This is a genomic window from Pseudomonas sp. W17 (assembly GCF_040268305.1).
Classification (GTDB): Bacteria; Pseudomonadota; Gammaproteobacteria; order Pseudomonadales; family Pseudomonadaceae; genus Aquipseudomonas; species Aquipseudomonas protegens.
Genome location: NZ_CP158490.1, coordinates 2,413,339 through 2,434,148 on the forward strand (window position 1 = coordinate 2,413,339; position 20,810 = coordinate 2,434,148).

The 20,810-nt window shown below is 59.4% G+C and carries 22 protein-coding genes, 1 tRNA gene and 1 pseudogene; 20 read left to right on the plus strand and 4 right to left on the minus strand.

Translation table 11 applies throughout. From position 1 onward, the window contains the following. Window position 1: 1 nt before the first annotated feature. The 16 genes from ABCR88_RS11280 to ABCR88_RS11355 all read left to right on the plus strand — a co-directional run bounded on the left by ABCR88_RS11280 (window position 2) and on the right by ABCR88_RS11355 (window position 15,384). Entirely contained in the window at window positions 2–502 is a 501-nt protein-coding gene (locus ABCR88_RS11280) for an HK97-gp10 family putative phage morphogenesis protein (RefSeq protein ID WP_232644222.1), read from the plus strand. Next, the gene (locus ABCR88_RS11285) at window positions 495–881 is read left to right on the plus strand and encodes a DUF3168 domain-containing protein (RefSeq protein ID WP_232644223.1); all 387 of its coding nucleotides are present in this window, start codon (window positions 495–497) and stop codon (window positions 879–881) included. The genes ABCR88_RS11280 and ABCR88_RS11285 overlap by 8 nt, the downstream gene beginning before the upstream one ends. Before the next feature lie 55 nt (window positions 882–936). Then, the gene (locus ABCR88_RS11290) at window positions 937–1,434 is read left to right on the plus strand and encodes a phage tail protein (RefSeq protein ID WP_232644224.1); all 498 of its coding nucleotides are present in this window, start codon (window positions 937–939) and stop codon (window positions 1,432–1,434) included. A 32-nt stretch (window positions 1,435–1,466) separates the two neighbouring features. Continuing rightward, entirely contained in the window at window positions 1,467–1,811 is a 345-nt protein-coding gene (locus ABCR88_RS11295; protein WP_232644225.1) for a hypothetical protein, read from the plus strand. Between the two features lie 23 nt (window positions 1,812–1,834). Further along, window positions 1,835–2,032, plus strand: a complete 198-nt coding sequence (locus ABCR88_RS11300) for a hypothetical protein (protein WP_232644346.1) — start codon at window positions 1,835–1,837, stop codon at window positions 2,030–2,032. A gap of 43 nt (window positions 2,033–2,075) precedes the next feature. Further along, window positions 2,076–5,330, plus strand: a complete 3,255-nt coding sequence (locus ABCR88_RS11305; protein ID WP_232644226.1) for a phage tail tape measure protein — start codon at window positions 2,076–2,078, stop codon at window positions 5,328–5,330. Further along, a complete protein-coding gene (locus ABCR88_RS11310) occupies window positions 5,330–5,668 on the plus strand; it encodes a phage tail protein (RefSeq protein ID WP_232644227.1) in 339 nt (112 codons plus the stop codon). Before ABCR88_RS11305 ends, ABCR88_RS11310 begins: the two co-directional genes overlap by 1 nt. After that, complete coding sequence (locus ABCR88_RS11315) at window positions 5,665–6,414, plus strand: phage minor tail protein L (RefSeq protein ID WP_232644228.1); 750 nt, start codon at window positions 5,665–5,667, stop codon at window positions 6,412–6,414. Before ABCR88_RS11310 ends, ABCR88_RS11315 begins: the two co-directional genes overlap by 4 nt. Window positions 6,415–6,416: 2 nt before the next feature. Continuing rightward, a complete protein-coding gene (locus ABCR88_RS11320; RefSeq protein WP_350404560.1) occupies window positions 6,417–7,172 on the plus strand; it encodes a C40 family peptidase in 756 nt (251 codons plus the stop codon). A gap of 468 nt (window positions 7,173–7,640) precedes the next feature. Further along, window positions 7,641–8,222, plus strand: a complete 582-nt coding sequence (locus tag ABCR88_RS11325; RefSeq protein WP_232644230.1) for a tail assembly protein — start codon at window positions 7,641–7,643, stop codon at window positions 8,220–8,222. Between the two features lie 200 nt (window positions 8,223–8,422). Then, window positions 8,423–11,872, plus strand: a complete 3,450-nt coding sequence (locus ABCR88_RS11330; protein WP_350404561.1) for a DUF1983 domain-containing protein — start codon at window positions 8,423–8,425, stop codon at window positions 11,870–11,872. 289 nt (window positions 11,873–12,161) lie between these two features. Next, window positions 12,162–12,857 (plus strand): hypothetical protein, encoded by a 696-nt coding sequence (locus ABCR88_RS11335; protein ID WP_232644232.1) that lies wholly within the window; start codon window positions 12,162–12,164, stop codon window positions 12,855–12,857. Between the two features lie 59 nt (window positions 12,858–12,916). Beyond that, window positions 12,917–14,173: a hypothetical protein gene (locus ABCR88_RS11340; RefSeq protein WP_232644233.1), complete on the plus strand. Its 1,257-nt coding sequence runs from the start codon at window positions 12,917–12,919 to the stop codon at window positions 14,171–14,173. 148 nt (window positions 14,174–14,321) lie between these two features. Beyond that, window positions 14,322–14,759 (plus strand): structural protein P5, encoded by a 438-nt coding sequence (locus tag ABCR88_RS11345; protein WP_220224424.1) that lies wholly within the window; start codon window positions 14,322–14,324, stop codon window positions 14,757–14,759. An 80-nt stretch (window positions 14,760–14,839) separates the two neighbouring features. Beyond that, window positions 14,840–15,130 carry a hypothetical protein gene (locus ABCR88_RS11350; protein ID WP_350404562.1) on the plus strand — a complete coding sequence of 97 codons (291 nt, stop codon included), beginning with the start codon at window positions 14,840–14,842 and terminating at the stop codon, window positions 15,128–15,130. Beyond that, window positions 15,127–15,384, plus strand: a complete 258-nt coding sequence (locus ABCR88_RS11355; RefSeq protein WP_232644235.1) for a hypothetical protein — start codon at window positions 15,127–15,129, stop codon at window positions 15,382–15,384. The genes ABCR88_RS11350 and ABCR88_RS11355 overlap by 4 nt, the downstream gene beginning before the upstream one ends. Before the next feature lie 77 nt (window positions 15,385–15,461). Here ABCR88_RS11355 and ABCR88_RS11360 read toward each other — a convergent pair whose 3' ends face one another. Beyond that, the gene (locus tag ABCR88_RS11360) at window positions 15,462–15,791 is read right to left on the minus strand and encodes a hypothetical protein (RefSeq protein WP_350404563.1); all 330 of its coding nucleotides are present in this window, start codon (window positions 15,789–15,791) and stop codon (window positions 15,462–15,464) included. Window positions 15,792–16,025: 234 nt separating this feature from the next. Here ABCR88_RS11360 and ABCR88_RS11365 point away from each other — a divergent pair. Next, a tRNA-Ser gene (locus tag ABCR88_RS11365) sits at window positions 16,026–16,090 on the plus strand. 144 nt (window positions 16,091–16,234) lie between these two features. Here the strand turns inward: ABCR88_RS11365 and catB are convergent. From catB to ABCR88_RS11380, 3 genes and pseudogenes are all read right to left on the minus strand, one after another. Then, window positions 16,235–16,869 (minus strand): annotated as a pseudogene (gene catB / locus ABCR88_RS11370) (type B chloramphenicol O-acetyltransferase). Window positions 16,870–17,011: 142 nt separating this feature from the next. Next, complete coding sequence (gene prfH / locus ABCR88_RS11375) at window positions 17,012–17,629, minus strand: peptide chain release factor H (RefSeq protein ID WP_350023841.1); 618 nt, start codon at window positions 17,627–17,629, stop codon at window positions 17,012–17,014. Beyond that, the gene (locus tag ABCR88_RS11380) at window positions 17,629–18,762 is read right to left on the minus strand and encodes an RNA ligase RtcB family protein (RefSeq protein WP_350023842.1); all 1,134 of its coding nucleotides are present in this window, start codon (window positions 18,760–18,762) and stop codon (window positions 17,629–17,631) included. The genes prfH and ABCR88_RS11380 overlap by 1 nt, the downstream gene beginning before the upstream one ends. A gap of 273 nt (window positions 18,763–19,035) precedes the next feature. On the opposite strand from ABCR88_RS11380, the gene ABCR88_RS11385 reads away from it, so the two are divergent. The 3 genes from ABCR88_RS11385 to ABCR88_RS11395 all read left to right on the plus strand — a co-directional run bounded on the left by ABCR88_RS11385 (window position 19,036) and on the right by ABCR88_RS11395 (window position 20,768). Beyond that, window positions 19,036–19,356, plus strand: coding sequence for a helix-turn-helix transcriptional regulator (locus ABCR88_RS11385; RefSeq protein ID WP_011060395.1), 321 nt, complete (start codon window positions 19,036–19,038; stop codon window positions 19,354–19,356). Between the two features lie 88 nt (window positions 19,357–19,444). Continuing rightward, window positions 19,445–19,795: a hypothetical protein gene (locus ABCR88_RS11390; protein WP_350023843.1), complete on the plus strand. Its 351-nt coding sequence runs from the start codon at window positions 19,445–19,447 to the stop codon at window positions 19,793–19,795. Between the two features lie 343 nt (window positions 19,796–20,138). Further along, complete coding sequence (locus ABCR88_RS11395; RefSeq protein ID WP_350023844.1) at window positions 20,139–20,768, plus strand: lytic polysaccharide monooxygenase auxiliary activity family 9 protein; 630 nt, start codon at window positions 20,139–20,141, stop codon at window positions 20,766–20,768. Window positions 20,769–20,810 lie beyond the last annotated feature (42 nt).

Consider the following 20,810-nt stretch of genomic DNA (forward strand, 5'->3'; position numbering starts at 1 on the left):
CATGGCACGTAGATCCAGGATGCGCGGTGATATCAAGCTTCGCCGCCTGCTTCGCAACGTACACAGGACCATGGATAACGAGCTGCGGCCAGAGATGGAGAAGGCGGCAAATCGCATTCTGGCGTCAATGCAGGAGCTGATTCCGCGAGACACCGGGGCAGCTGCTTCAGCATTGAAGGTGTATGTCACCCCGAGCGGCCTGGACGCGCAGATCGGTATCCGCGGCAAGCGCGATAACCGGCGCTTCTTCTACATGCGGTTCATTGAGTATGGAACGAAGGGCTACAGCGGCGGTAAGCGTGCGGGAGACCGCAATCGCCGCGAGTCCAACAAATCCGATGGGACTCATTTCTTCGGCAAGTATCCGAAGATTCCAGCGCGCCCAGCTCATCCATGGTTGCGCCCTGCAATGCAGGTCAACCGGGAGTTTGTGCTGGAAAACATCAAGGCTGCGGTCAATCGCACCTTGCGCCGCGCAAGTCAGGGGACGGGAAATGACTGATCCATCTGTTGCGTTACAAGCTGCACTGTTCGCCCGACTTCAGACTGAAGTCAGTTGCCCTATCCACGACGGTGCCGATATCAACACGCCGATGCCCTATGTCTCAATCGACCGAGAGGTCTCGGTTAATGCCAGTCCGATCAGCGGCCGCAAGCGAGAGCAACGCCTGCTCTATCTCTCAGTTTGGTCTGATGCTGTAGGCCAGGCCGAGGTCAAGAGGATCAATGGTGAGGTCGTCGCAGCCCTGGACGAACGCCCATTGCCGCTCTCTGCAGGCCGCGCCGTGTCCGTCAGAGTCATCCAGGTAGACGCCCAGCGCGATGCTGACGGCTTGACCTACCAGGGTTCGATCACGGTTCGCGTGATAACTACCCACTGAACTACCAACCTGCCGCACCGCGGCGATTATCCAATGTGCCTTTGGAGGAACCCCTATGGCCGACAATCTGAATACAGCCGCCGGCTGTCGCCTCGCAATCGGTGGCAAAACCAGTGCGGACAGCGAAGCCGAGTACAAGGCCGATACCTATGTTGACGTTGGCGAGATCGAAGACCTGGGCGAGTTTGGCGACACTTTCAGCTCTGTGAACTTCACCGCTCTGAGCGATGGTCGTGTGCGCAAGTACAAGGGCACCGCCGACGCCGGCAACATGACCCTGACCGTGGGCCTGGACAACGGCGATGCCGGCCAGAAGGCTGTTGCCGTCGCTCACAAGGATCGCACCAAGGGCAACTACAACGTCAAGGTCACCCTCAACGATGGTGATCCCGGCGCTACTCCGGCGATTCTGCCCACGACCTTTTATTTCGGCGTGAAGGTGATGAATAACACGGTCGCTCCTGGATCCGCGGACAACGTTGTGCGCCGCAACATGACTCTGGCCATCAACACCGAAATCCTGGAAATCACCGCCGGCCCAGCCACCCCTTGAGGGTGGCCTGCTGAGCCTAAGAGAGAAGCCCTATGAGCGAAGCCTTGCATGGCACTGTCACCCTGGTGATCGGTGCGCGCACTTATACATTGCAGCCAACCCTTGAGGCCGCCCTGCGTATCGAAACTCGTTTCGGAGGCCTGCGTGGCGCGCTGGAGGCCATGCGCATGCTGAGCATTGCCTCCTGCGCAGATGTTCTGGTTGCCGCTGCGGGCTTGAAGCCTGAGGAGCACACGACAATCGCGCACCAGGTCTTCGAGGCCGGTGTGGCCAAAGTGTCCGCCGAGCTCACAGAGTTCCTGGCGGTGCTGATGAACCCGGTCCCGCCGAGCGTAGCTGAGCGGGGAAAGCCAGGGGCGGCCAGCACAGCGCCGTAAGGGATGGCAGCTACGTCGACTATCTGTTTGGCGTAGCCACCGGCTGGCTGGGCTGGCCGCCCGATACCGCATGGCGAACACCTATCCCCCAGATCATGCTCGCCCTCGATGCCCGGATTGACTGGATGAATCAGGGCAAAACGCAGCAGAAACCCGTTCCACAGAAGCCGAGCTCTGTCGCGGATCGCCTCAAGGCTTTCTTCCGTGGGCGCGAAGAGTAGGCCTGTCACCGCCATTGGGCGGTTCTTGTGCTTGGAGAATTAAATGGCCGACCAACAAGTCGAGGGCATGCTGGTCCAGATTGAGGCCACTACTGCTCAACTGCGCCGGGAACTGGCCCAGGCCGACAGTGTAGTCGCACGGACAACCCGGGAGATCGACAACAGCCTGGGGCGCGTGGACGATGCTTTCGACAGGACCGCCCAGAACGCCCAGCGTGCCGGGGGATTGATTCGTGGTGCGTTTGCCGCGGTCGCTGGCGCCGGCCTTGTTGGAAGCATCATCCAGCAGGTGGATTCTTACGGGCAGATAGCCGACCGCCTGAAGATGGCGACCAGCAGCTCCGAGGAGTACAACGAGGTTCAGCAGCATCTGTTGCGCACCGCGCAAGAGACCTACCGGCCCCTTTCCGAGGCCCAAGAGCTTTACATCCGCACCGCGGATGTTATGCGCTCGCTTGGGTTTGATACCCAAAAAACGCTCGACATTACCGACAGCTTTAGCTTCCTGCTGGTGACCAACGCCGCCTCAGCTGACAAAGCCTCATCGGCCCTTGGCGCCTATTCCAAGGCACTACAGACCGGCAAGCTGGACGCTGACGGCTGGGTCTCCATCCAGGAGGCGATGCCGACAATCGTTAACGCCATCTCCAGCTCAACAGGAAAGAGCGCCGAGGAGATCCGCAAGCTGGGTATCCAGGGCAAGCTGTCGCTGGACGACATCAACACCGGCCTGTTGCGCACGGTCGAGGTGAACCGCAAGGCCGCCGCCGATATGTCGGTCAGCGTTCAGGATGCCCTGGTTAACATCCAAAACGCGCTGACTGATCTGTTCGGGCGTATGGAAGAAAGCACGGGCGTTGTCGGCGGTCTGGCCAGTGCGATCAGCGTGATCGGCGATAACATCGGTACTGTTGCTGCTGTGATGGCCGGCGCCGGGGTTTCGGCGCTGACGGTTTATACGGCGCGCGGCGCCCTGGCGATCAAGACTGCGCTTGCCGATCGTGCTGCTCGCATCGCTCAGGCGCAGGCTGTTCTTCAGGCCGCCATTGCTGATCAGCGCAAGGCTGAGACGGTCACCATTCTGGCCGCTCGCGAAGCTGCAGCGGCTCGCGGCACGGCCGTACAGACGCAGATGTCGATCCAGCTGGCTCAGGCCCGGACGCGGGAGGCGGCGGCGACCACTGCTGTTGCCACGGCGCAGACAGGCTTGCGCGCTGCTTCGGCTGGCCTGCTTGGGGTGATGGGCGGGCCGATGGGCTTGGCGCTTTTGGCCGGCACAGCTGCTGCTTCCTTCTTGCTGATGCGGGATAACGCCGACCAAGCCGGGGTGAGCCTCGAAGACCTACAAAAGCCAGTACAGCAACTGCGAGAGGAGTTCCAAAAACTCAACCGGGACCAGCGTGAAGCCTCCCTGGTGAAATGGCAGCAAGAGCAAATCGGCGCCGCGGATAAGGTGAGGGATGCTTACGGCGACCTTGCCCAGTCCATTCGCTCGGCGGTGATCACTGCGCCGGCCAGGGACTCCGGCGGCAAGTATGGTCAGCAGTTGCGCGAGTACCAGACACTGATCGATCGGCTCAACGAGGCCAGGGTTTCGGGCTCCGACCTGGCGCCGATTCTGCGAGAGGTAGGCGAGCGCCTGCAGTTACCGCCAAACGCCGTGCAGCAATGGGTTGTCCAGGCCGGCGCCGTCAGTGATGCCGATCAGCGTTCGAACTTGATTGCAGAAACTCTGCGGGTGCTCACTGGGGTTACCCAGGAGAATACCGCAGCGACCGCTGCCAACAATGCCGCAAAGGCCGGGATGAGCTCTGCAGGGCAGACCTACCTGGAAACCCTGCAGAAGCAATTGGCCGGCCTTCAGGATAACGGCGATGCCATCAAGATCGCCAATCGCCATATTGCCGAAAATGCCGACCTGACCGAGACGGACAGAAAGGCCATTCTCTCAGTGGCCAGTGCGATCGAATCGCAAAAGAAGGCCAACAAATCCGCTACGGATAGCAGCAAGGACAGGGCGAAGGCACTCAAGGATGAGTTAAAGGCGCTCGACGCGATCATCGATAGAGCCCTGCCGGAGAAGAAGCGGCTGGAGGATTTAAGTGAAGGCGTGCAGGGCCTTCGCAAGGCTCACGCTGCCGGCAAGATCACTGCCGACGAGATGGAACTCGGCATCAAGAACCTGAACAAGGCGTATGCGGACGGCACCCTTCACAAGCGTGCTGAGCAAGAGAAGAAGCTTGCAGAGCAGCGGCGCAACAGTGCGGAGGCTTATCGCAAGGCCATGGAGGTCGTACTGCAGGTCCGTCAGGACGCGATCAACATCGATGTGGCGGGCATCGGCCAGGGTGACGATGAGCGCGAGCAAGCCTCTCGTGTGAACGCTGTGCGGCAGCGGTACGCTGAAGCTCGCCGCCAGCTTGAGGAGCAACAGGAAGACACCTCTCGTCAGCTCAGCCAGAGCGCCTACCAGCAGCGGCTGGCTGATCTGGCCGAGTTTCAGGCCCGAGAGATTCAGCAGGAGGTGGACGGCTACGAGGCTCGCTTGCGCGCCCAGGGCGACTACCGCAATGGCGCCCGGCGTGCCTGGGCCAACATCCGGGCCGATGCGGCCGACGTCGCCGGCGCAACCGAGAGCATGCTGACGACTGGGTTCGATTCTGCCCGTGACGCCTTGGCGGACTTCTCTATGACCGGCAAGGCCAACTTCCGCGACTTCACCAATAGCGTGCTTGCAGATATGGCCAGGATCGCCAGTCAGCAGGCCGCCAGCTCGCTGCTCAGCGGCTTGATCGGCATGGGGGTTTCAGCTGCTGGTTCGTACTTTGGCGGTGGCGCGACCTCTGCCGGTTCGACGCAGGCCGGATACACCGGAGTCGACTTCTCCAGCTACCAAGCCAACGGCGGCGTCTGGAACGGTGGCGTGCAAATGTTCGCCAAGGGCGGTGCATTCACGAATGGCATCGTCAGCAAGCCAACTGCTTTCGGTATGGCGGGTGGAGAGGTTGGTCTCGTTGGCGAGGCTGGCCCTGAGGCAATCATGCCCCTTGCTCGCGGCGCAGACGGCTCGCTGGGCGTCCAGATGGTCGGCGGCAGTCAGGGCGGAAGCACAGTTGTACAGGTCAGCGCCCCGATGAGCATCACCATGCAGGATCGTAGCTCTGAGGGCATGCAGCTTGATAGCGCCGCTCTGCAACAAAACGTCGATCAGCAGATGCGGGGAATGATGGATAGAGCCATTGCAGATTCCTGGCGTCCTGGTGGTGTCAGTTTTGCTCAAAGCATTAGGAGGGGTTGATGCCGATTGAAACATTTTCCTGGCCTCCCGACGACGAGGCCACCTCTGACAACAAGCTGAGGGTCAGGAAGTCGAACTTCGGCGGCGGCTATACCCAAGTCGTTGGCGACGGTCTGAACGGCGAAAGCGATAGCTGGTCGCTGACCTTCGGCGGTGTCGCCGAGGAGACGCAGCCAATTCTGGCATTCATTCGCCGGCACAAGGGCTTCAAGTCGTTCCTCTGGACCCCGCCAGGTGGCGACCTTGGTCTGTATCGCTGCGAGACCTTCGGTATCCAGCGCCGCCCCGGGAGTGTTGGCGTTGTCACTGCAACCTTTGAGAGGGCCTACCATCCATGAGTCTGATGTCGCAGATCCAGAAGCTCGAAGTCGGGTCGGAGATCATGCTATTCGAGCTGGACGGTTCCGACTACGGCGCCGACATGCTTCGATTCCACGGGCACGCGATCGCGCATACACCCGAAGAGCTGGCAGCTGCTGGCGATAATGCCGACCAGCTGCCCGCAAAGTCGATCTGGTGGCAAGGCAACGAGTACGGCGCCTGGCCCATGCAGATTGACGGCATCGAGGCGAACTCGGACGGGGCGGAGGTTCGACCGACATTGAGCGTGGGGAACGTCAACGGGCGCATTACTGCGCTCTGCTTGGCCTTCGACAACCTGCTTGAGTTCAAGCTCACGATCCGCCACACGCTTGCCCAGTTCCTCGACGCCGAGAATTTCCCCGAGGGAAACCCGGAAGCCGACCCGAACGAGGAGAGCGTAGAGATCTGGTACATCGACCAGAAAGTCTCAGAAAGCGGCACCCTGGTGTCATGGGAGCTGGCCAGCCCTGGCAACGTGGGCGGCGAGAGCATTGGCCGTCAGATGACACAGTTGTGCCACTGGGCCATGACCAATGGCTATCGGGGGCCGAACTGCGGCTACACCGGGCCTTACTTCGACTTCGACGGCAAGCCCACGGATGACCCTGTGAAGGATCAGTGCAACGGTTGCCTTGATAGCGGCTGTGTTGTGCGTTTCGGGGTCGGGAACCCCAACAGTTTCGGCGGATTCCCTGCCGTCTCGCTCATAGCCCGGAGCTGATCATGTTGAAACACATCCTATACGCCGTGCAGCAGCACGCCGCGGCGGAATATCCGCGTGAGAGCTGCGGGCTGATCCTGGCCGTGGGCCGCAAGCAGATTTACCTGCCGTGCGCGAACGTGGCCACAGAGCCGACGGAGGAGTTCCGCATCGCGCCAGAGCAATACGCCGAGGCTGAAGATCAGGGCGAGGTGATCGGCATTGTGCATTCGCATCCGGACGCTACCAGTAGGCCTTCACCTCGGGACCTGGCCATGTGTGAGGCCACCGGGCTGCCGTGGTACATCCTGTCGTGGCCTGAGGGCGACTTGCGGACGATCATGCCAACCGGTGAAACAGCACTGCTGGGGCGGCCGTTCGTGCACGGCGCCTGGGACTGCTGGCAGGTCTGCGCGGACTGGTACAGGCGCGAGTGGGGGCTGGAGTTTCCTGCCTACGCCCGTGAGGACGGGTGGTGGGAACAGGCCACCGGCCCAAGCCTGTACGAGCAGGCCTATGAGGCTGCCGGCTTCTATCGAGTCGACCAGCCACAGCACGGAGACATGATCGTCATGGCGGTAGGCCGCACTGTGCACCCTAACCATGCCGGGATCTACTTGGGCGCCGACCCAAAACTGCCCGGCGAGCAGGCCGCCCTGTACGGCCCCGGCCCGTTCATGCTGCATCACATGTACGGCAGGCCGTCCGAGATCATCATCTACGGCGGGCCCTGGCAGGCTCGCGCCCGCCTGGTGCTGCGCCATCGAGACGCTAAGTGATACATTCCGGGTTTTTCAAGGGAGAGCGCAGATGCGTATCATTGCATGGGTAGGTATGGCTCTATTGGCGGGCTGCGCAAGCGCAGGGGATACCAGAAGCAACCCGCCCTTGCTTTCGCTCCAGTCGGCGAAGCCGGCCAAGACAGTCGCGGAGTGCGTTAGGGATCGATGGCAGGACACCACTGTCTTGGGAGCGAGCATTGGGGGCGTATTGCAGACGTCTGGCGATAAATATTCTGTGTTGGCCCCAGATACTCAGGCACCACTACATATAGTGGATGTAACGCCAAAACACGGCGGATCGCTAATTCAGTACCATTTTTATCGAACCTGGCAGTCCCCACTGGATCGAGTAACCGATGCAGTGAAGGCCTGTATATGAATCGCCACATTTGACTAGAGACCACCTTCGGGTGGTTTTTTTATGGGGAGAAATCAGTGATACATACTGCAGTTGAGTATCGGCCAATGACCACCATCAAGCTGTCTGGCTCTCTTGCCCAAAAGTTCGGTCGCACCCACCGCCGACAGCTTGATAGTGGCGATACCTGGGAGGTGTTCAAGGCTTTGAAGGCCACGCTTCTTGGGTTCGAGGAGGAGATCCGGCGCCTGGCCGGTATGGGCTTGCGGTTCGCGGTATTTCGGAACCGGAAAAACGTCGGAGCCGATGAGTTTGACCGTGGCGGTGTCCGCGAACTGCGTATTGTGCCGGTGGTTGGCGGGAGCAAGCGCGGAGGACTGCTTCAAACGGTTATTGGCATCGCTATTGTTGCCCTGGCCTGGTGGAACCCCCTGGGATGGGCTGCTGGCACGGCGATGGCGGTGGGTATGGGCGGCGGGTCGATGGCGTTGGGCGGAGTGATCCAGATGCTGAGCCCTCAGCCAAAGGGCTTATCAACAAGCGCTGCATCAGAGAATAGGCCCTCCTACGCCTTCGGTAGCGCGAATAACACCACCGCCAGCGGTAACCCGGTTCCGATCTGCATCGGTGAGCGGCGGTGGGGCGGGGCGATTATCTCTGCATCGATCTACGCCGAAGACAAGGCATAGCGGCAAAAACCCTCACTTAAACGGGGAGGAACGGCCTTCCCGATTTTTAGGAGGCCTTGAATGAATACCTGGATACGCTTGTCTTTGAATCTGATTCCACTGCTGCTTCAACTGGCGAACAGCATCATCAAATTGTACCTGAGCCATCATGGCTACTGACCAAACCGCCTTAGGGCGGTTTTTTTATGCCTGGAGGAAAGATGGACGTCGAGATCCGCGGCGCCAAAGGTGGCGAGAAGAAGCCCAAAGCGCCCTACGAGGCACCCGACAGCCTACGGTCCACCAACATCGCCAAGATCCTGCTGGCAGTGGGTGAGGGCGAGTTTGACGGTACTCCGACCGACCGAGATATCTTCCTGGATAACACGCCGATCAGGGATGCAAGCGGCAACGTGAATCTCCCTGGCGTGAAATGGGAGTGGCGCCGCGGCACTGTCGAGCAGGAGTACATTCAGGGCATCCCTGCCATCGAGAGCGAAAAGTCGGTGGGCGTAGAGCTGCGCAGTGACGCTCCATGGACACGGGTTCTGAGCAACACCCAGCTATCCGCCGTGCGTCTGCGTTTCACCTGGCCCCGCTTGTTGCAGCAGAACCCTACAAACGGCGACACGACCGGGTACACCATTGAGTACGCCATTGACATCGCCACCGACGGAGGGGCATTCGTCGAAGCGCACCGAAACGCAGTCAGCGGCAAGAACAGCAGCGGCTATCAGCGGTCTGTCCGGGTCGATCTGCCCGCTGCAACATCGGGCTGGACGCTTCGAGTTCGCCGCCTTACTCCGAACGCCAATACAGGCACCATCGCCGACACGATGACCATCGCTGCTTATGCCGAGATCATCGATCAGAAGCTGCGCTACCCGAACACCGCTCTGCTCTACATCGAGTTCGATGCGGAGCAGTTCCAGAACATTCCGTCTGTGACCGTCAAGACCAAGGCCAGACGATGGCCGGTGCCGAGCAACTACGACCCGATCGGCCGCACCTACAGCGGCGCCTGGGACGGCACGTTCAAGCAGGCCTGGACCAACAACCCGGCGTTTGTGATGTACGGTCTGTGCGTCGAAGATCGCTTTGGCCTGGGAAAGCGGATCAAGCCTTGGATGGTCGACAAGTGGGAGATGTACCGTATCGCTCAATACTGCGACCAACTGGTGCCTGATGGCGTGGGCGGCCAGGAGCCGCGCTTTCTCTGTGACATGAACCTTCAGGCCAAGGCCGAGGCATGGACGCTGCTGCGCGACCTGTCGGCGATCTACCGGGGGATGGTCTATTGGGCGCAAGGCTCTCTGTTCATGCAGGCCGACATGCCCCGAGCGCAGGACTTCGACTACATCTTCACCCGGGCCAATGTCATCGACGGCGAATTCACCTACGGCGGCGCCGAGCGCAGCACGCACTACAGCCGCGCCCTGGTCAGCTACGACAACCCGGCGAACAACTACGATACCGATGTGATCCCGGTCACCGACTTGGCGATGCAGCGCCGCTACCAGGATCGGCCCATCGAGATTTCGGCCATCGGGTGCACTAGGGCCAGTGAAGCCCAGCGCCGCGGGAAGTGGGCGCTGCTGAGCAACAATCAGGATCGCACCGTCACGTTCAAGACCGGCATGGAGGGGCGCATTCCTCTTCCTGGGCACATTATCCCGGTGGCTGATGACCTGCTATCTGGTCGACCAACCGGGGGGCGCATCGCCGCCGCGGCCGGTAAGGTCGTGACCTTGGACCGTGATACCCAGGTCAAGGCTGGCGACCGCCTGATCATCAATCTGCCAAATGGTAGTGCCCAAGGCAGGACCGTTGAGGCTGTGGCGGGCCGCGCCGTAACGGTGACTACGCCATACAGCGTGCAGCCTGAACCGGAGATGCAGTGGGCGATCGATGCCGATGACCTGGCGGTCCAGCTGTTCCGCGTGCTTAAGACCTCGCGCACTGCCGAGGGCGAATACGAGATCACAGCGCTGGAGTTCAACCCCAGCAAGTTTCCGGCAATCGACACGGGGGCTAAGCTTGAGGAGCGTCCGATCAGCGTCATTCCCGTGACGACCGTACCAGCTCCGGCGAGCGTGACTCTCACATCCGACTACTCGATCGCCCAGGGGCTAGCCGTCAGCACGATGACGATTGCCTGGCCCGCGGTAGAAGGGGCCGTGGCTTACGACGTGGAATGGCGCAAGGACAGCGGCAACTGGATCAAACTGCAGCGCACTGGCTCGACCAGCGTTGATGTCACTGGCATCTATGCCGGCGCATACCTTGCCCGCGTCCGCGCCGTCAGCGCCTTCGATATCTCGTCGATTTGGAAGAGCTCGAACCTGACCCAGCTCAACGGCAAGGAAGGGCTTCCGCCGGCGGTGTCGTTCCTGACGGCCACAAGCGAGCTGTTCGGCATTGGCTTGAAGTGGGGTTTCCCATCAGGCGCAGAGGATACCCAGCGGACCGAGATCTGGTATGGCCCAGGAAACAGCCTGGAGTCAGCGATCAAGCTTGCGGATCTGGCGTACCCGCAAAGCGATTACCGCATGCAGGAACTGAAGGCTGGAGCCACGCTGTTCTTCTGGGCGCGTCTGGTGGATCGGACCGGCAACATCGGCCCCTTCTATCCAGTCGTAAACGGAGTGATGGGCCAGGCCAGCGCTGATGCTGGCCCGATCCTCGACCTGCTCGCGGGAAAGGTCGGAAAAACAGAGCTGGGCAAGGATCTGCTGAGCGAGCTGGACGGCCTGCAGGACCAGATCGATGCTCTCGATGGGCTGAAGGGCTACGACCCGGCAGCGGCCTACCTGAAGGGGCAGATGGTCGTTGAGGATGGGCGCATCTACCAGGCGATCAAAGATGTGCCTGCCAACAACCCGCCACCGGCCCCGGCCTTTTGGTCTGATGTTGGCCAGTCGGTTGAAACGGCCAATGGGCTTGCCCAGCAGGTGGCCACCAACACCGCAGATATCACGGAGCTTGACGGCGCAGTCACGGCCCAAGCCAGCGCGACTAGCGCTCTGCGGGCCTCCTGGCGTGAGGATGATGGCTCAGGCGATCTGGCCGACGCGATTAAAGGTTGGAACAACACCGCGGCCATCGTCACCGAGGAGAAGGTTCGGGCAACGGAGATCGAGGCCGAAGCCAAGCGGACGACCAAGCTACAGGCTGCGGTCGGCGAGAACGTCGCAGCGATTCAGGAAACGTCCTCGGCCTTGGCCAACACCACCGGCAAGCTTGAAACGCTATGGTCGGTGAAGATGGATACCACTGCCGGCGGCCAGAAGTACGCCGCATCGTTTGGCCTGGGCCTGCAAGTTGATCCGTCCGGTGTGTCTTCGCAGTTCGTTGTGCGCGCTGACACTTTCATGTTGCTGAACCTGGCCAACGGCACCCCTGTGTCGCCGTTCTCTGTAAGTGGTGGGCAGACGTTTATCCGGTCGGCATTCATTCAGGATGGATCGATCAGCATGCTCAAGATCGGCCAATACCTGCAGTCGGATGATTATGTCCAAGGCGTGCAAGGGTGGCGCCTAGATAAGGCGGGAAACATTGAGTTCAACGGGCCCGCACCAGGCGGAGGCCGGCTGACCATGACAAACCGGGCGGTGAAGGTCTACGACCAAAACAACGTCAAACGAGTACAACTTGGAGACCTTAGTGCATGAGTTTCGGACTACGGATGTGGGGGGCTGACGGAAAGTTGCAGTTCGATACAGATACAGTGACATGGCGAGTTGCTCTTTCGCTTGTGGTTTCATTCGACGGATCCCCACCCACTACCCGTCAATACTCAGTGCCAGGGTGTAACCCTAGCAACTCAACCGCTTTCTGCTTGCCACTATCTAATGTCGTTAACACCGATTTAAGGAATCTCCAACTGGAGGCGCAGATGGGAACGGATATTGTTTATGTCCGAAACTTTTTAGGAGGTTTTAGCGGAAGCAGCACTATATCTTGGGCGACGATGAGGCTGATGGTTATGAGGTGGAAGTGATGGCTGGTTTTGGTCTGTCTGTTATCAATGACGCTGGTACAGTAGTTATTGATAGTGAGTTTTCAAGGTTGTGTGTGTTTTATCATGGTCCTTACAGTAGTCCAGGGCAGCTGGTTAATATTTACTTTGAGCAGGCCGTGAAAACCCAGGAGCCCCCACTGATATTTGTTCGCCCCAATAACAACGGAGCCACCGCTACCTTTGGTACGGGGTACCTTGGAGGGCCTGGTAACTGGGTTGGCGTCACGATTTATGGGAATGGCACAAGTGGAATGGTATTTGTCGCAGCTTTTGACGCCTCACCCGTTAGTGACTTTGGCATGCGCCTTTGGGACGGGGCTGGAGAGTTGGTTTTTGACTCTGGAACTCCTGCTGCATCATTCACCAGAGTTATCCCGAACTGGACGTATACCCACACGACAAAAGACGTCCAGGGTTATTATCTAAATTGGTATGCGATTCCAATTCAGTACGATCTTGGTGATTACTTTCTCTCTAATAACCTAAGAATGTCGATGATGGCTGGTAACAATACAGCCAGGGTTGTCGCTGCTTATTACGATTTTCCAGTAGGTGTTATTCGTCTGAGGCTCACGGCCTTGCAGAATCCTTTTTATATGTTGTTGCCTGGAATATTTGGAAAGGTTAACGCCTGATTAATTGTTAGGAAGTCATTCCGCCAAGAGCGGGTTTTTTATTGCCTGGAGAAAACCATATGGCTTGGCTTAGAGCCGGAACAGTGGCCGTGACAAATGGCTCAACAACGGTCACCGGAACCAACACCGGGTTTGCTGCGAACACCCGCGTTGGTGATGCTTTCATCGGTCCCGATGGTCGCCAGTACGAGCTGCAGAACGTTGCAAGCGACACAGTGATATCGATCCTGCCGGCGTACCTGGGGCCGACGGCATCCGGGCAGCCTTACGCTGTGATGCCTGTGCAGGGCTACCAGAAGCTGCTGGCCGATCTTGTACGTGACTGGACGAACCAATATGGCGTGAAGATGGCGGCGCTGGGGTCGACTGCCAACTACGATGTGTTGCCAGTTGAGAAAGGTGGGACAGGCGGGACTGATCAGGCAAGTGGCAGAGTTGGCCTTGGGCTCGGAGCCGTTGCTACTGACGATGTACTTACAATTGAGAAAGGTGGTACATCCAGTACATCACCTTCGGCAGCTAGAGCGGCTCTTGGGTTGGGAACGGCAGCAGTTACTGATGTGACATCAAGCAGTGTTGATGAGACGCTTGGTCGCGTGTTGAGGGTCGGCGACTTCGGTGTCGGCGCGATCTCGTCGCCATACCTGCCCCGCATTTCAGACTCCGTAGTGGGTGGAACGTACCGCTTCGATCCTGAGTCCGCCGGCATCCCAACGGTCGGATACGGCTCAGTACACGTGGGGTCATACGATAAACCGACGAAAAATTTTACAAAAATCGTCGTTTATATGAACACGCCTAAAGCGTATTTAATGGGCTCCATTAACGGATCAGCCTATACGCCTGCTGAGTTTTACACTACCGCAAACACCACTAGAGGCTCGGGCGGGGCGCTATCCGCAGCATCACCTATCGTACGGATCGCCAATGTTTCACAAAGCAAGCGCCTTGACTTGTTCGAACAGACATTTGAAGCCGCCGGGGAGTGGGGCGCAGCAAATGATGAGGCTCTCGGCGTCATTGTTGAGCGCGCTGCCGTTGGCGTTTACGTCATTACTGGAAGCCAGGGGCTGGCCCTCGAAGGATGGCGCGTTCTTGATCCATGCTCGCCAGATGGTGGCAGGGCACTCGGAATCACTGAAAGTGAGCAGGACGACCAGGGAGCTGTGACTGTGCGTCTTTTCAAGCAGCGCTGGACCCTCGACGACGACGGCGAGATGCATCTCGGGAAAGGTGCTCCGCTTGATGTACCGCTCAACAGCTGGATCGACGTGCGCTTGCAGATGCCCTCCATCACTGAGACGCTTCCGACCTGATCTGCAACACCTAACCAAGCCCGCCGAGTGCGGGTTTTTTATTGCCTGGAGAAAACACAATGCCGATCACCGAGCAGCAGCTGCTGCAGATCCTCCCCCAAGCCCGCCAAGTAGCGGGCTTTTTTGTGCCTGGAGTTTGACCATGACTATTCAGAACGCCCGCGGCGTCCGCAACCGCAACCCGGGAAACATCGACTACAACCCCCGCAACGACTGGCAAGGCCAACTCGGCAAGGAGCCGAACGGCCGGTTCGCTGTCTTCGACACTGCCGAGAACGGTATCCGGGCCCTGGGCAGGCTGCTGCTCAACTACCGCGGCAAGGATGGCATGCCCGGGGTCGGCGGCCCAGGCATCGACACCCCTCGCGAGTTCATCACCCGCTGGGCGCCTGGGAACGAGAACGACACCGAGGCCTACATCGCCGCAATCGCTAAGCGCCTGGGCGTGAAGGCGAACGATGCGATCGACATCAAGAACCCGGCGACCCTGCGCGCCGTGATGCTCGGGATCATCGTGCATGAGAACGGCGGCAACCCTTACCCGGATGCCGTGTTCGAGGAAGGCCTGCGCAGGGCCTTGAAGTGAGCGCCGGCGCCTGGCGGGCGGTTGGCATTCTGCTGGCCGTCGTCCTGGTGTTGGCCGCCGGTGCCGTCCTGGGAGCCTGGATGACCTCCAGGCATTACCGGCCGCAGCTCGACACTGCCCTGGACGATCTGGCCGCGGCAAAGGCTGGCCGCAACAACCTGGAAGCCCTGGCGGGTGAGCAGGGCCGGAAGCTGGGCGACTTGGTGCTGGCCGGCGAGGAAAGGGAGCGCCGCGCCGCCCAGGCCCAGGCTGATGCCAAGGAGCTGGCCCAGCACGACTACTCCGTGGCGAATCGTCTCCTGCAGGAACGTACCGGCGGTGACCCGGCGCCGGCCGCGGAATTGATCATTGATCAGGAGTTGGGGTTATGAAGTGGTTGCTGCTGGGAATTGTGGTTGCGCTGGCGGGGTGTGCAGCCCGGGAGCCCGAAGTGCGCACTGTGCGGGTTGAGGTGCCAGTGCAAGTGCCCTGCAGGGCGCCGATGGTACCCGTGCCGGCCTGGGCCACGAACAGCCTCAAGAAGACCGATAGCTTGGAACTGAAGGTGCGGGCGCTGCTGGCAGAGCGCCGGCAGCGGATTGGGTATGAGCGGGTGCTGGTTGCGGCAGTCGCAGCTTGCCAGTGATCAGCAGATGCTGATCAACGCGGAGCCAGGGGAGTGACTTGTGAGCAGGCCTATGATGGAGTTGCCAAGGGCCATAACTATCGGCCCTTGCTGGGCCTTGGTATCTGTCTGCGTAGATCTTCGTTTGTGCGCCGCAGGAACTCACTCGATGACTCAAGCTCTATGACCCTGTTTCTGTGCTGTGTAGCTTCAGCTGCCTTGCTGCGCAACCGGATCAGTGCTTCTTCTTGATCGTGCATAGCCCTGGAATGCAGGTCGACAAGCTTATAGATGTTTTCCCGAGCCGTACGAAGTTGCTGGTTTAGGTCTTGGATCTCGTTCTCGAGCAGCGCAATGTGCTGCTGCAACATTTCTTCAGTCGTAGGGATTCCCAGCCAGTCGGCTGTGTCTTCGATGTCAGGGTGCATGGTACTGCCTCAAATCCAGTGCTGTATGTGCATACAGTAAATGAGGCCTGGTCATGACGCGATTTGCGCCGACGAACTGTAGGGTGGAAGGAGGTGGTGCTGGTTCGGCAGAACGCCGGGGGAAGGGATAGTACTGTAGGAATATACAACGCTAAGTTGTTGATTCTTATGAAAGGTATTGCGTGTTTTTTGAGTGGCTAATATTTTAGGTTTTTTCTTTTAAATCATAAGCTTGAGCGTGTTTCGTGATCACCTTGACATGGTGGGGGTCGTTGGTTCGAGTCCAATCGCGCCTACCAAACAAAATCCGCTCTGCTGGGCGGTCTAGAAGGGGTTCACCGAAAGGTGAGCCCCTTTTTTGTTTCTGGCCATTTTGATGGCTTTGCACGATCCGCCAAGAAGCCCACTGGCATTGCAGCGCTCGCTGCGATCTTGGCCAGTGATCAGTCGGGGCGGATGTGCTCCTGCCAATGTTCAAACAGCGCCTCGATATTGCACTGGTCATCAGTGGCATCACTGCTTTCAACTGCTCGCTGCTCCAGTTCCACCACTGCATTTCCACAAGCATCTCGATACGCCGATCATCGAAGCGCTTGCGAATCGTCTTGGCGGGGTTACCGCCGATGATTGCGTAGGGTTCCACGTCCCGTGTCACCAGGGCTCGAGTGCCTATCACGGCACTATCGCCGATCCTGATGCCCGGCATGACAATGGCTTCGGAACCGATCCGGACGTCATTGCCGATCACCGTGTCGCCTGCGGCTTGATATCCATTCTGCGCGGCCGCGAAGGCCGGTTCCTCGGGCATCCAGTAGAGCGCAACGGTGCTGATCCACTCGCTTCTATGCCCCTGGTTGCCGGCCATGATGAATGCGGCTCCCGAGCCGATTGAGCAGAAAGAGCCGATTATCAGCTTGTCCGCGCCTTACGCGTGGGGCAGGTAGCGCGCGCACTCATCGAAACTATGGCCGTGGTAGTAGCCTGAGTAGTAGCTGAAACGACCTACCCGAATATTCGGGTGGGTGACTTGCCGATCAAGCGTGATGCCCTTGAAGGGGCTATCGAAGTAGTTGTTCATCGGGACTCTGCTCCATGTCTTCAGCGCCCTCTGCATTTGCCGCATCGGTCACCGGTTCAAGATCTTTTACGTATTGCCCTCTGTAGCCACCAACCTGGTTCGGGGAGCCGTCGTGGCGATCGGCTTCCCGTACCAGGGCGGGTCAGTCCAGAGGGGTGAAGGCGCTGCCGCTGAAGGTGCGCACGGCATTGCCCCGTTCAATCCGGTGATGGGCGTCACGACGTTGCAAGCGCAGTTCCTGTACGGACTGCTCTTGCCGATCGGCAAGCCGTTGCTGGATCAGTAGACGAGCCAGGCGCTTGTTATCGTGCTGGCTGCGTTCGGACTGCACCTTGACGCTGATACCGGTCGCTACATGGGTGGCACGTACCGCGGAGTCGGTCTTGTTCACGTGCTGCCCGCCGGGGCCGGAAGCGCGCATGGCCTCGAAGCGGATCTCGCCGCTTTCGGCTTCTTCAGGGGCGCTGAATGGCTGGCCGGCGAAATACCAGTTCTTGCGTCGATGTGCGGGCCGCAGAGGGCTTTTGCAGATCCACAGCAGGGTGCCTGTCCAGCGTCGAGCCAGGTTTGCGGCGTGCTCGCCATCCAGGCTGACCAGCACCGAGCGATGGGCGTCGCGAGCCTGGCTGGCAACCTGCTCGATGATGCCGAGGCGCACGTTCTGCGCTTCGGCTTCGTGATGCAGGCGGCGTAATGCGTGGGTTACTGCCAATTCGCATTCGGCAGGCCCTTGGGCGGAGGACAGCTGTAGCAACATCATCAGCAGCACCCCCGGCGTTTGTAGGTCAGTACCGGTTTGAGTCGGGCGATGATCTTCACCAGGCCGGCGTCGCGCAGGCTGCCCACCACGCTGTCGATGCTCTTGTAGGCTTCGGGAGCCTCTTCGTACATCAGGCCGCGGTCCTCGCAGATCACTCGGCTGCCCAGTTGGGTGCGCTTGAGTTGATCGAAGCTGAAGCGCGTTGCCAGCCGGCCCTTGCAGTCGCTGCGCAGCCACTTGCGCCCGGCGCCGTGCGCCAGGGAGTAGAGGCTGAACGATTGGGGGAGCGGTTGTACCAGGTAGCTGTAGTCGCCACGAGAGCCGGGAATCACCACCGGCCCCTGGTCCGATGGTGTGGCGCCCTTGCGATGCAGCCAGCCCGATACGCCGTCGACCTGCGCCGCGGATACCAGGTTGTGATTGATGTCCAGCAGCGGCTGGCCCTTGGCCCGCAGATTGTGCAGCAGGCGTTCGGCGATCAGCCGTCGATTGGCCTCGGCAAAGCGCAAGGCCTGGTCGTGCTGCTCCAGGTACTGGGCGCCGGCGGTGCTGGTCATCAACAGGCTGTTGTGGCCGTGTTGGTCGATGTGGCTGCGCAAAATGGCCTCTCCCAGGCCTCGGGAGCCGCTGTGCACCAGCAGCAGCAAGGCTTTCGGGTCCAGTGCCAGCGCTTGCAGGGCGTCGGCGTCATGGATTTGATCGAGTTGTTGCAGTTCGGCGAAGTGGTTGCCGCCGCCGATGGTACCCAGCGAGTGCTCATGACCGCTGACGGGCAATGCCAGTTGCGCGCGTTGTTCATCCCACTGCTCATCCAGGGGCAGGTCGATATTGCCGATTTTCTTTTCCAGCTTGTCGAGGTTGAGGCGAGTGCTGGAGAGGTCGGTTTGCCACAGCGCCATGCCGCAGCCGATGTCGTTGCCCACCAGCGCCGGGTAGGCCACTTCGGTGGAAAAAAATGCTGCGCCCACCGGATAGCCCCGGCCTGGATGCAGGTCGGGCATGCCGACGACCTGGCGCATGCCGGGCAGTTGTGCGGTGGTGTGCAGTTGCTGGAGCGCTTTGTCTTCGATCCAGGTGGTGTCGGAGGCGATCAGAGAGACGCCGTTCGACAAATGACGGATGCAAGTGTCCATGTCCAATTCCTGATTGGAAAAAATATTCAGGTAGTGGCAGGATGAAGCGGGGGTTAAGCGAAGGCGCTAGCGGGTAGCGGTTGCAGCGTTTAAACCAGGCACGTCCTGCAAGGGGTGATCAGCTGTTGCATGGTGGATCTCCTTGGCAAAAGTGTGGAAAGGGCGCGCAGGTTAATCTTTTGCCTGGGGGCTGGCAATGGTGTGGGCAAACAAAGTGCACCTTCTGCGGCCGCTACGGTCGTAAAACCATCACCTTGTTGAATGAGGATGGTTATGCAGACCTTTGGTGAGCGCTTGAAAGAACAGCGCAAGGCGTTGGGGCTCTCCCAGCAGGAGTTCGGTGCCATTGGCGGCGTTGAAGCCAACGCCCAGGGCCGTTACGAGAGCGGTGAGCGGGTGCCCAAATCGGATTACCTGATGGCCATCGGGCGCCATGGCGTTGACCTGCTTTATGTGTTGACCGGCGAGCGCTCGCGCTTGTCCGAGGGCAGCCTGAGCCTGGATGAAAGCACCATTATTCAGAACTACCGCCACCTCGGAGATGAGGACCAGGAGGCGATCGCCCAGCTGGCGTCCTCCCTGGCGGAGTGCTGAGTGGGCGCGGGGGAGTTTTTCTGCTGTTCGCGCGCCTTTTTAACGCGGCCTGAGCGATACTCTCGCGTTTTCAGGACGAGGAGGCAGCATGCGGGTTTTGATGGCGGTAATGGTGGCGGCGCTATTGGCTGGCTGTGCGAGCTCTACCATGGATGAAGCTCGGGCCCGAACGCCCAACAAAACCCTGGCCTCGTCCAAGGCCGATCAACTGGTAGCGCAATGTGTGCAGTTCGCCTGGCAGGACGAGTCGGTCTTTGGTGTCGATGCCGCTGCCTATCTGCAACCGGGCAAGGCTGGGGGGTACACCGTTTATACCCGTTCCGCCGAGACCTTTGTCGATATCAAGGCCGAGGCCGCGACAACCACCGTCCACTTTTATGCGGTTGCAGACAGCTATGTCTCGAAGCGCCGCCTGGCGGCGCTAGCGACCTGCCTGTAACGCAGAGGATAGTCACTGGCGTTGGCATTTGACGTTATCAGCTACAAACCCGGCATCGGCCGGGTTTTTTCATTTCTGGGGAAGGGTTTCCAGCTGGTCAGGCCAACTGTTATCGGCGATCTGTGGAAACACCCAATAAGCCTGTAGCAAAGCGTGTAATACATTGCCTCTTCAAACTGTCAGTTGAAATAAGGAAGTCCAGGGATTAAGGGGGCTGGGGCGGACTTTTGTAAATTGTCCTGAATGGTTAGTTTTTGTGGTGATGAAAAAAGCAGGGAAAAGTGCGCTAAGTTGAGGGTGCTCAATAAGGAGCAGTAGTTAATTAATCAATGGAGTGAAAGATATGAATAAGCCACAGGCTCAACTAAAACATGGTCGTGTTGTTTCTCCGTCCAGCCGCGGTGCGGTCGCGGTGGAACTGGGGCTGCTGGGAACCTGGCAGGTCAACGAGATGGAGGGCGGGAAAAACTTTCCGGCCCTCGCCGCCGGTCCTTTTCCCAAGCCTTACGACAGCGATGTGGCCAGTGTTGCGCCACCCGCCGATGGTCATATTCTCAGTGGCGGCAAGGTTGATGAGCGCGATTGCATCAACTTCACCAATGAAGAAATGTCGAAAAAGATCAACCGGCCCTTCACTTGGCCGCTGGTGAACGTGAACCCGGGCCAGGTGTTCCAGGTGCAGTGGGAATACACCGCCCCCCACGTTACCCGGGGCTATAACTGGTTCATCACCAAGGACGGCTGGAACCCGAAACAACGCATCAGTCGTGCCCAGCTTGAACCCCAGGCTTTTTATCAGGACTTCTACACCGAAGTGCCATTCGACAAGTTCGGTTCGGTACTGAAAGCCAAGACTCATCATGAAGTTGTGCTGCCCAAAAATAAAAAGGGCCACCATGTTGTAGTGCTGGTGTGGATTGTTGCCAATACCGGCAATGGCTTTTATCAGGCTTTCGATCTGGACTTTAAATAAGTTTCAGGTAGTTAACATTTTCTGACAGTTCTGAAGGATTAG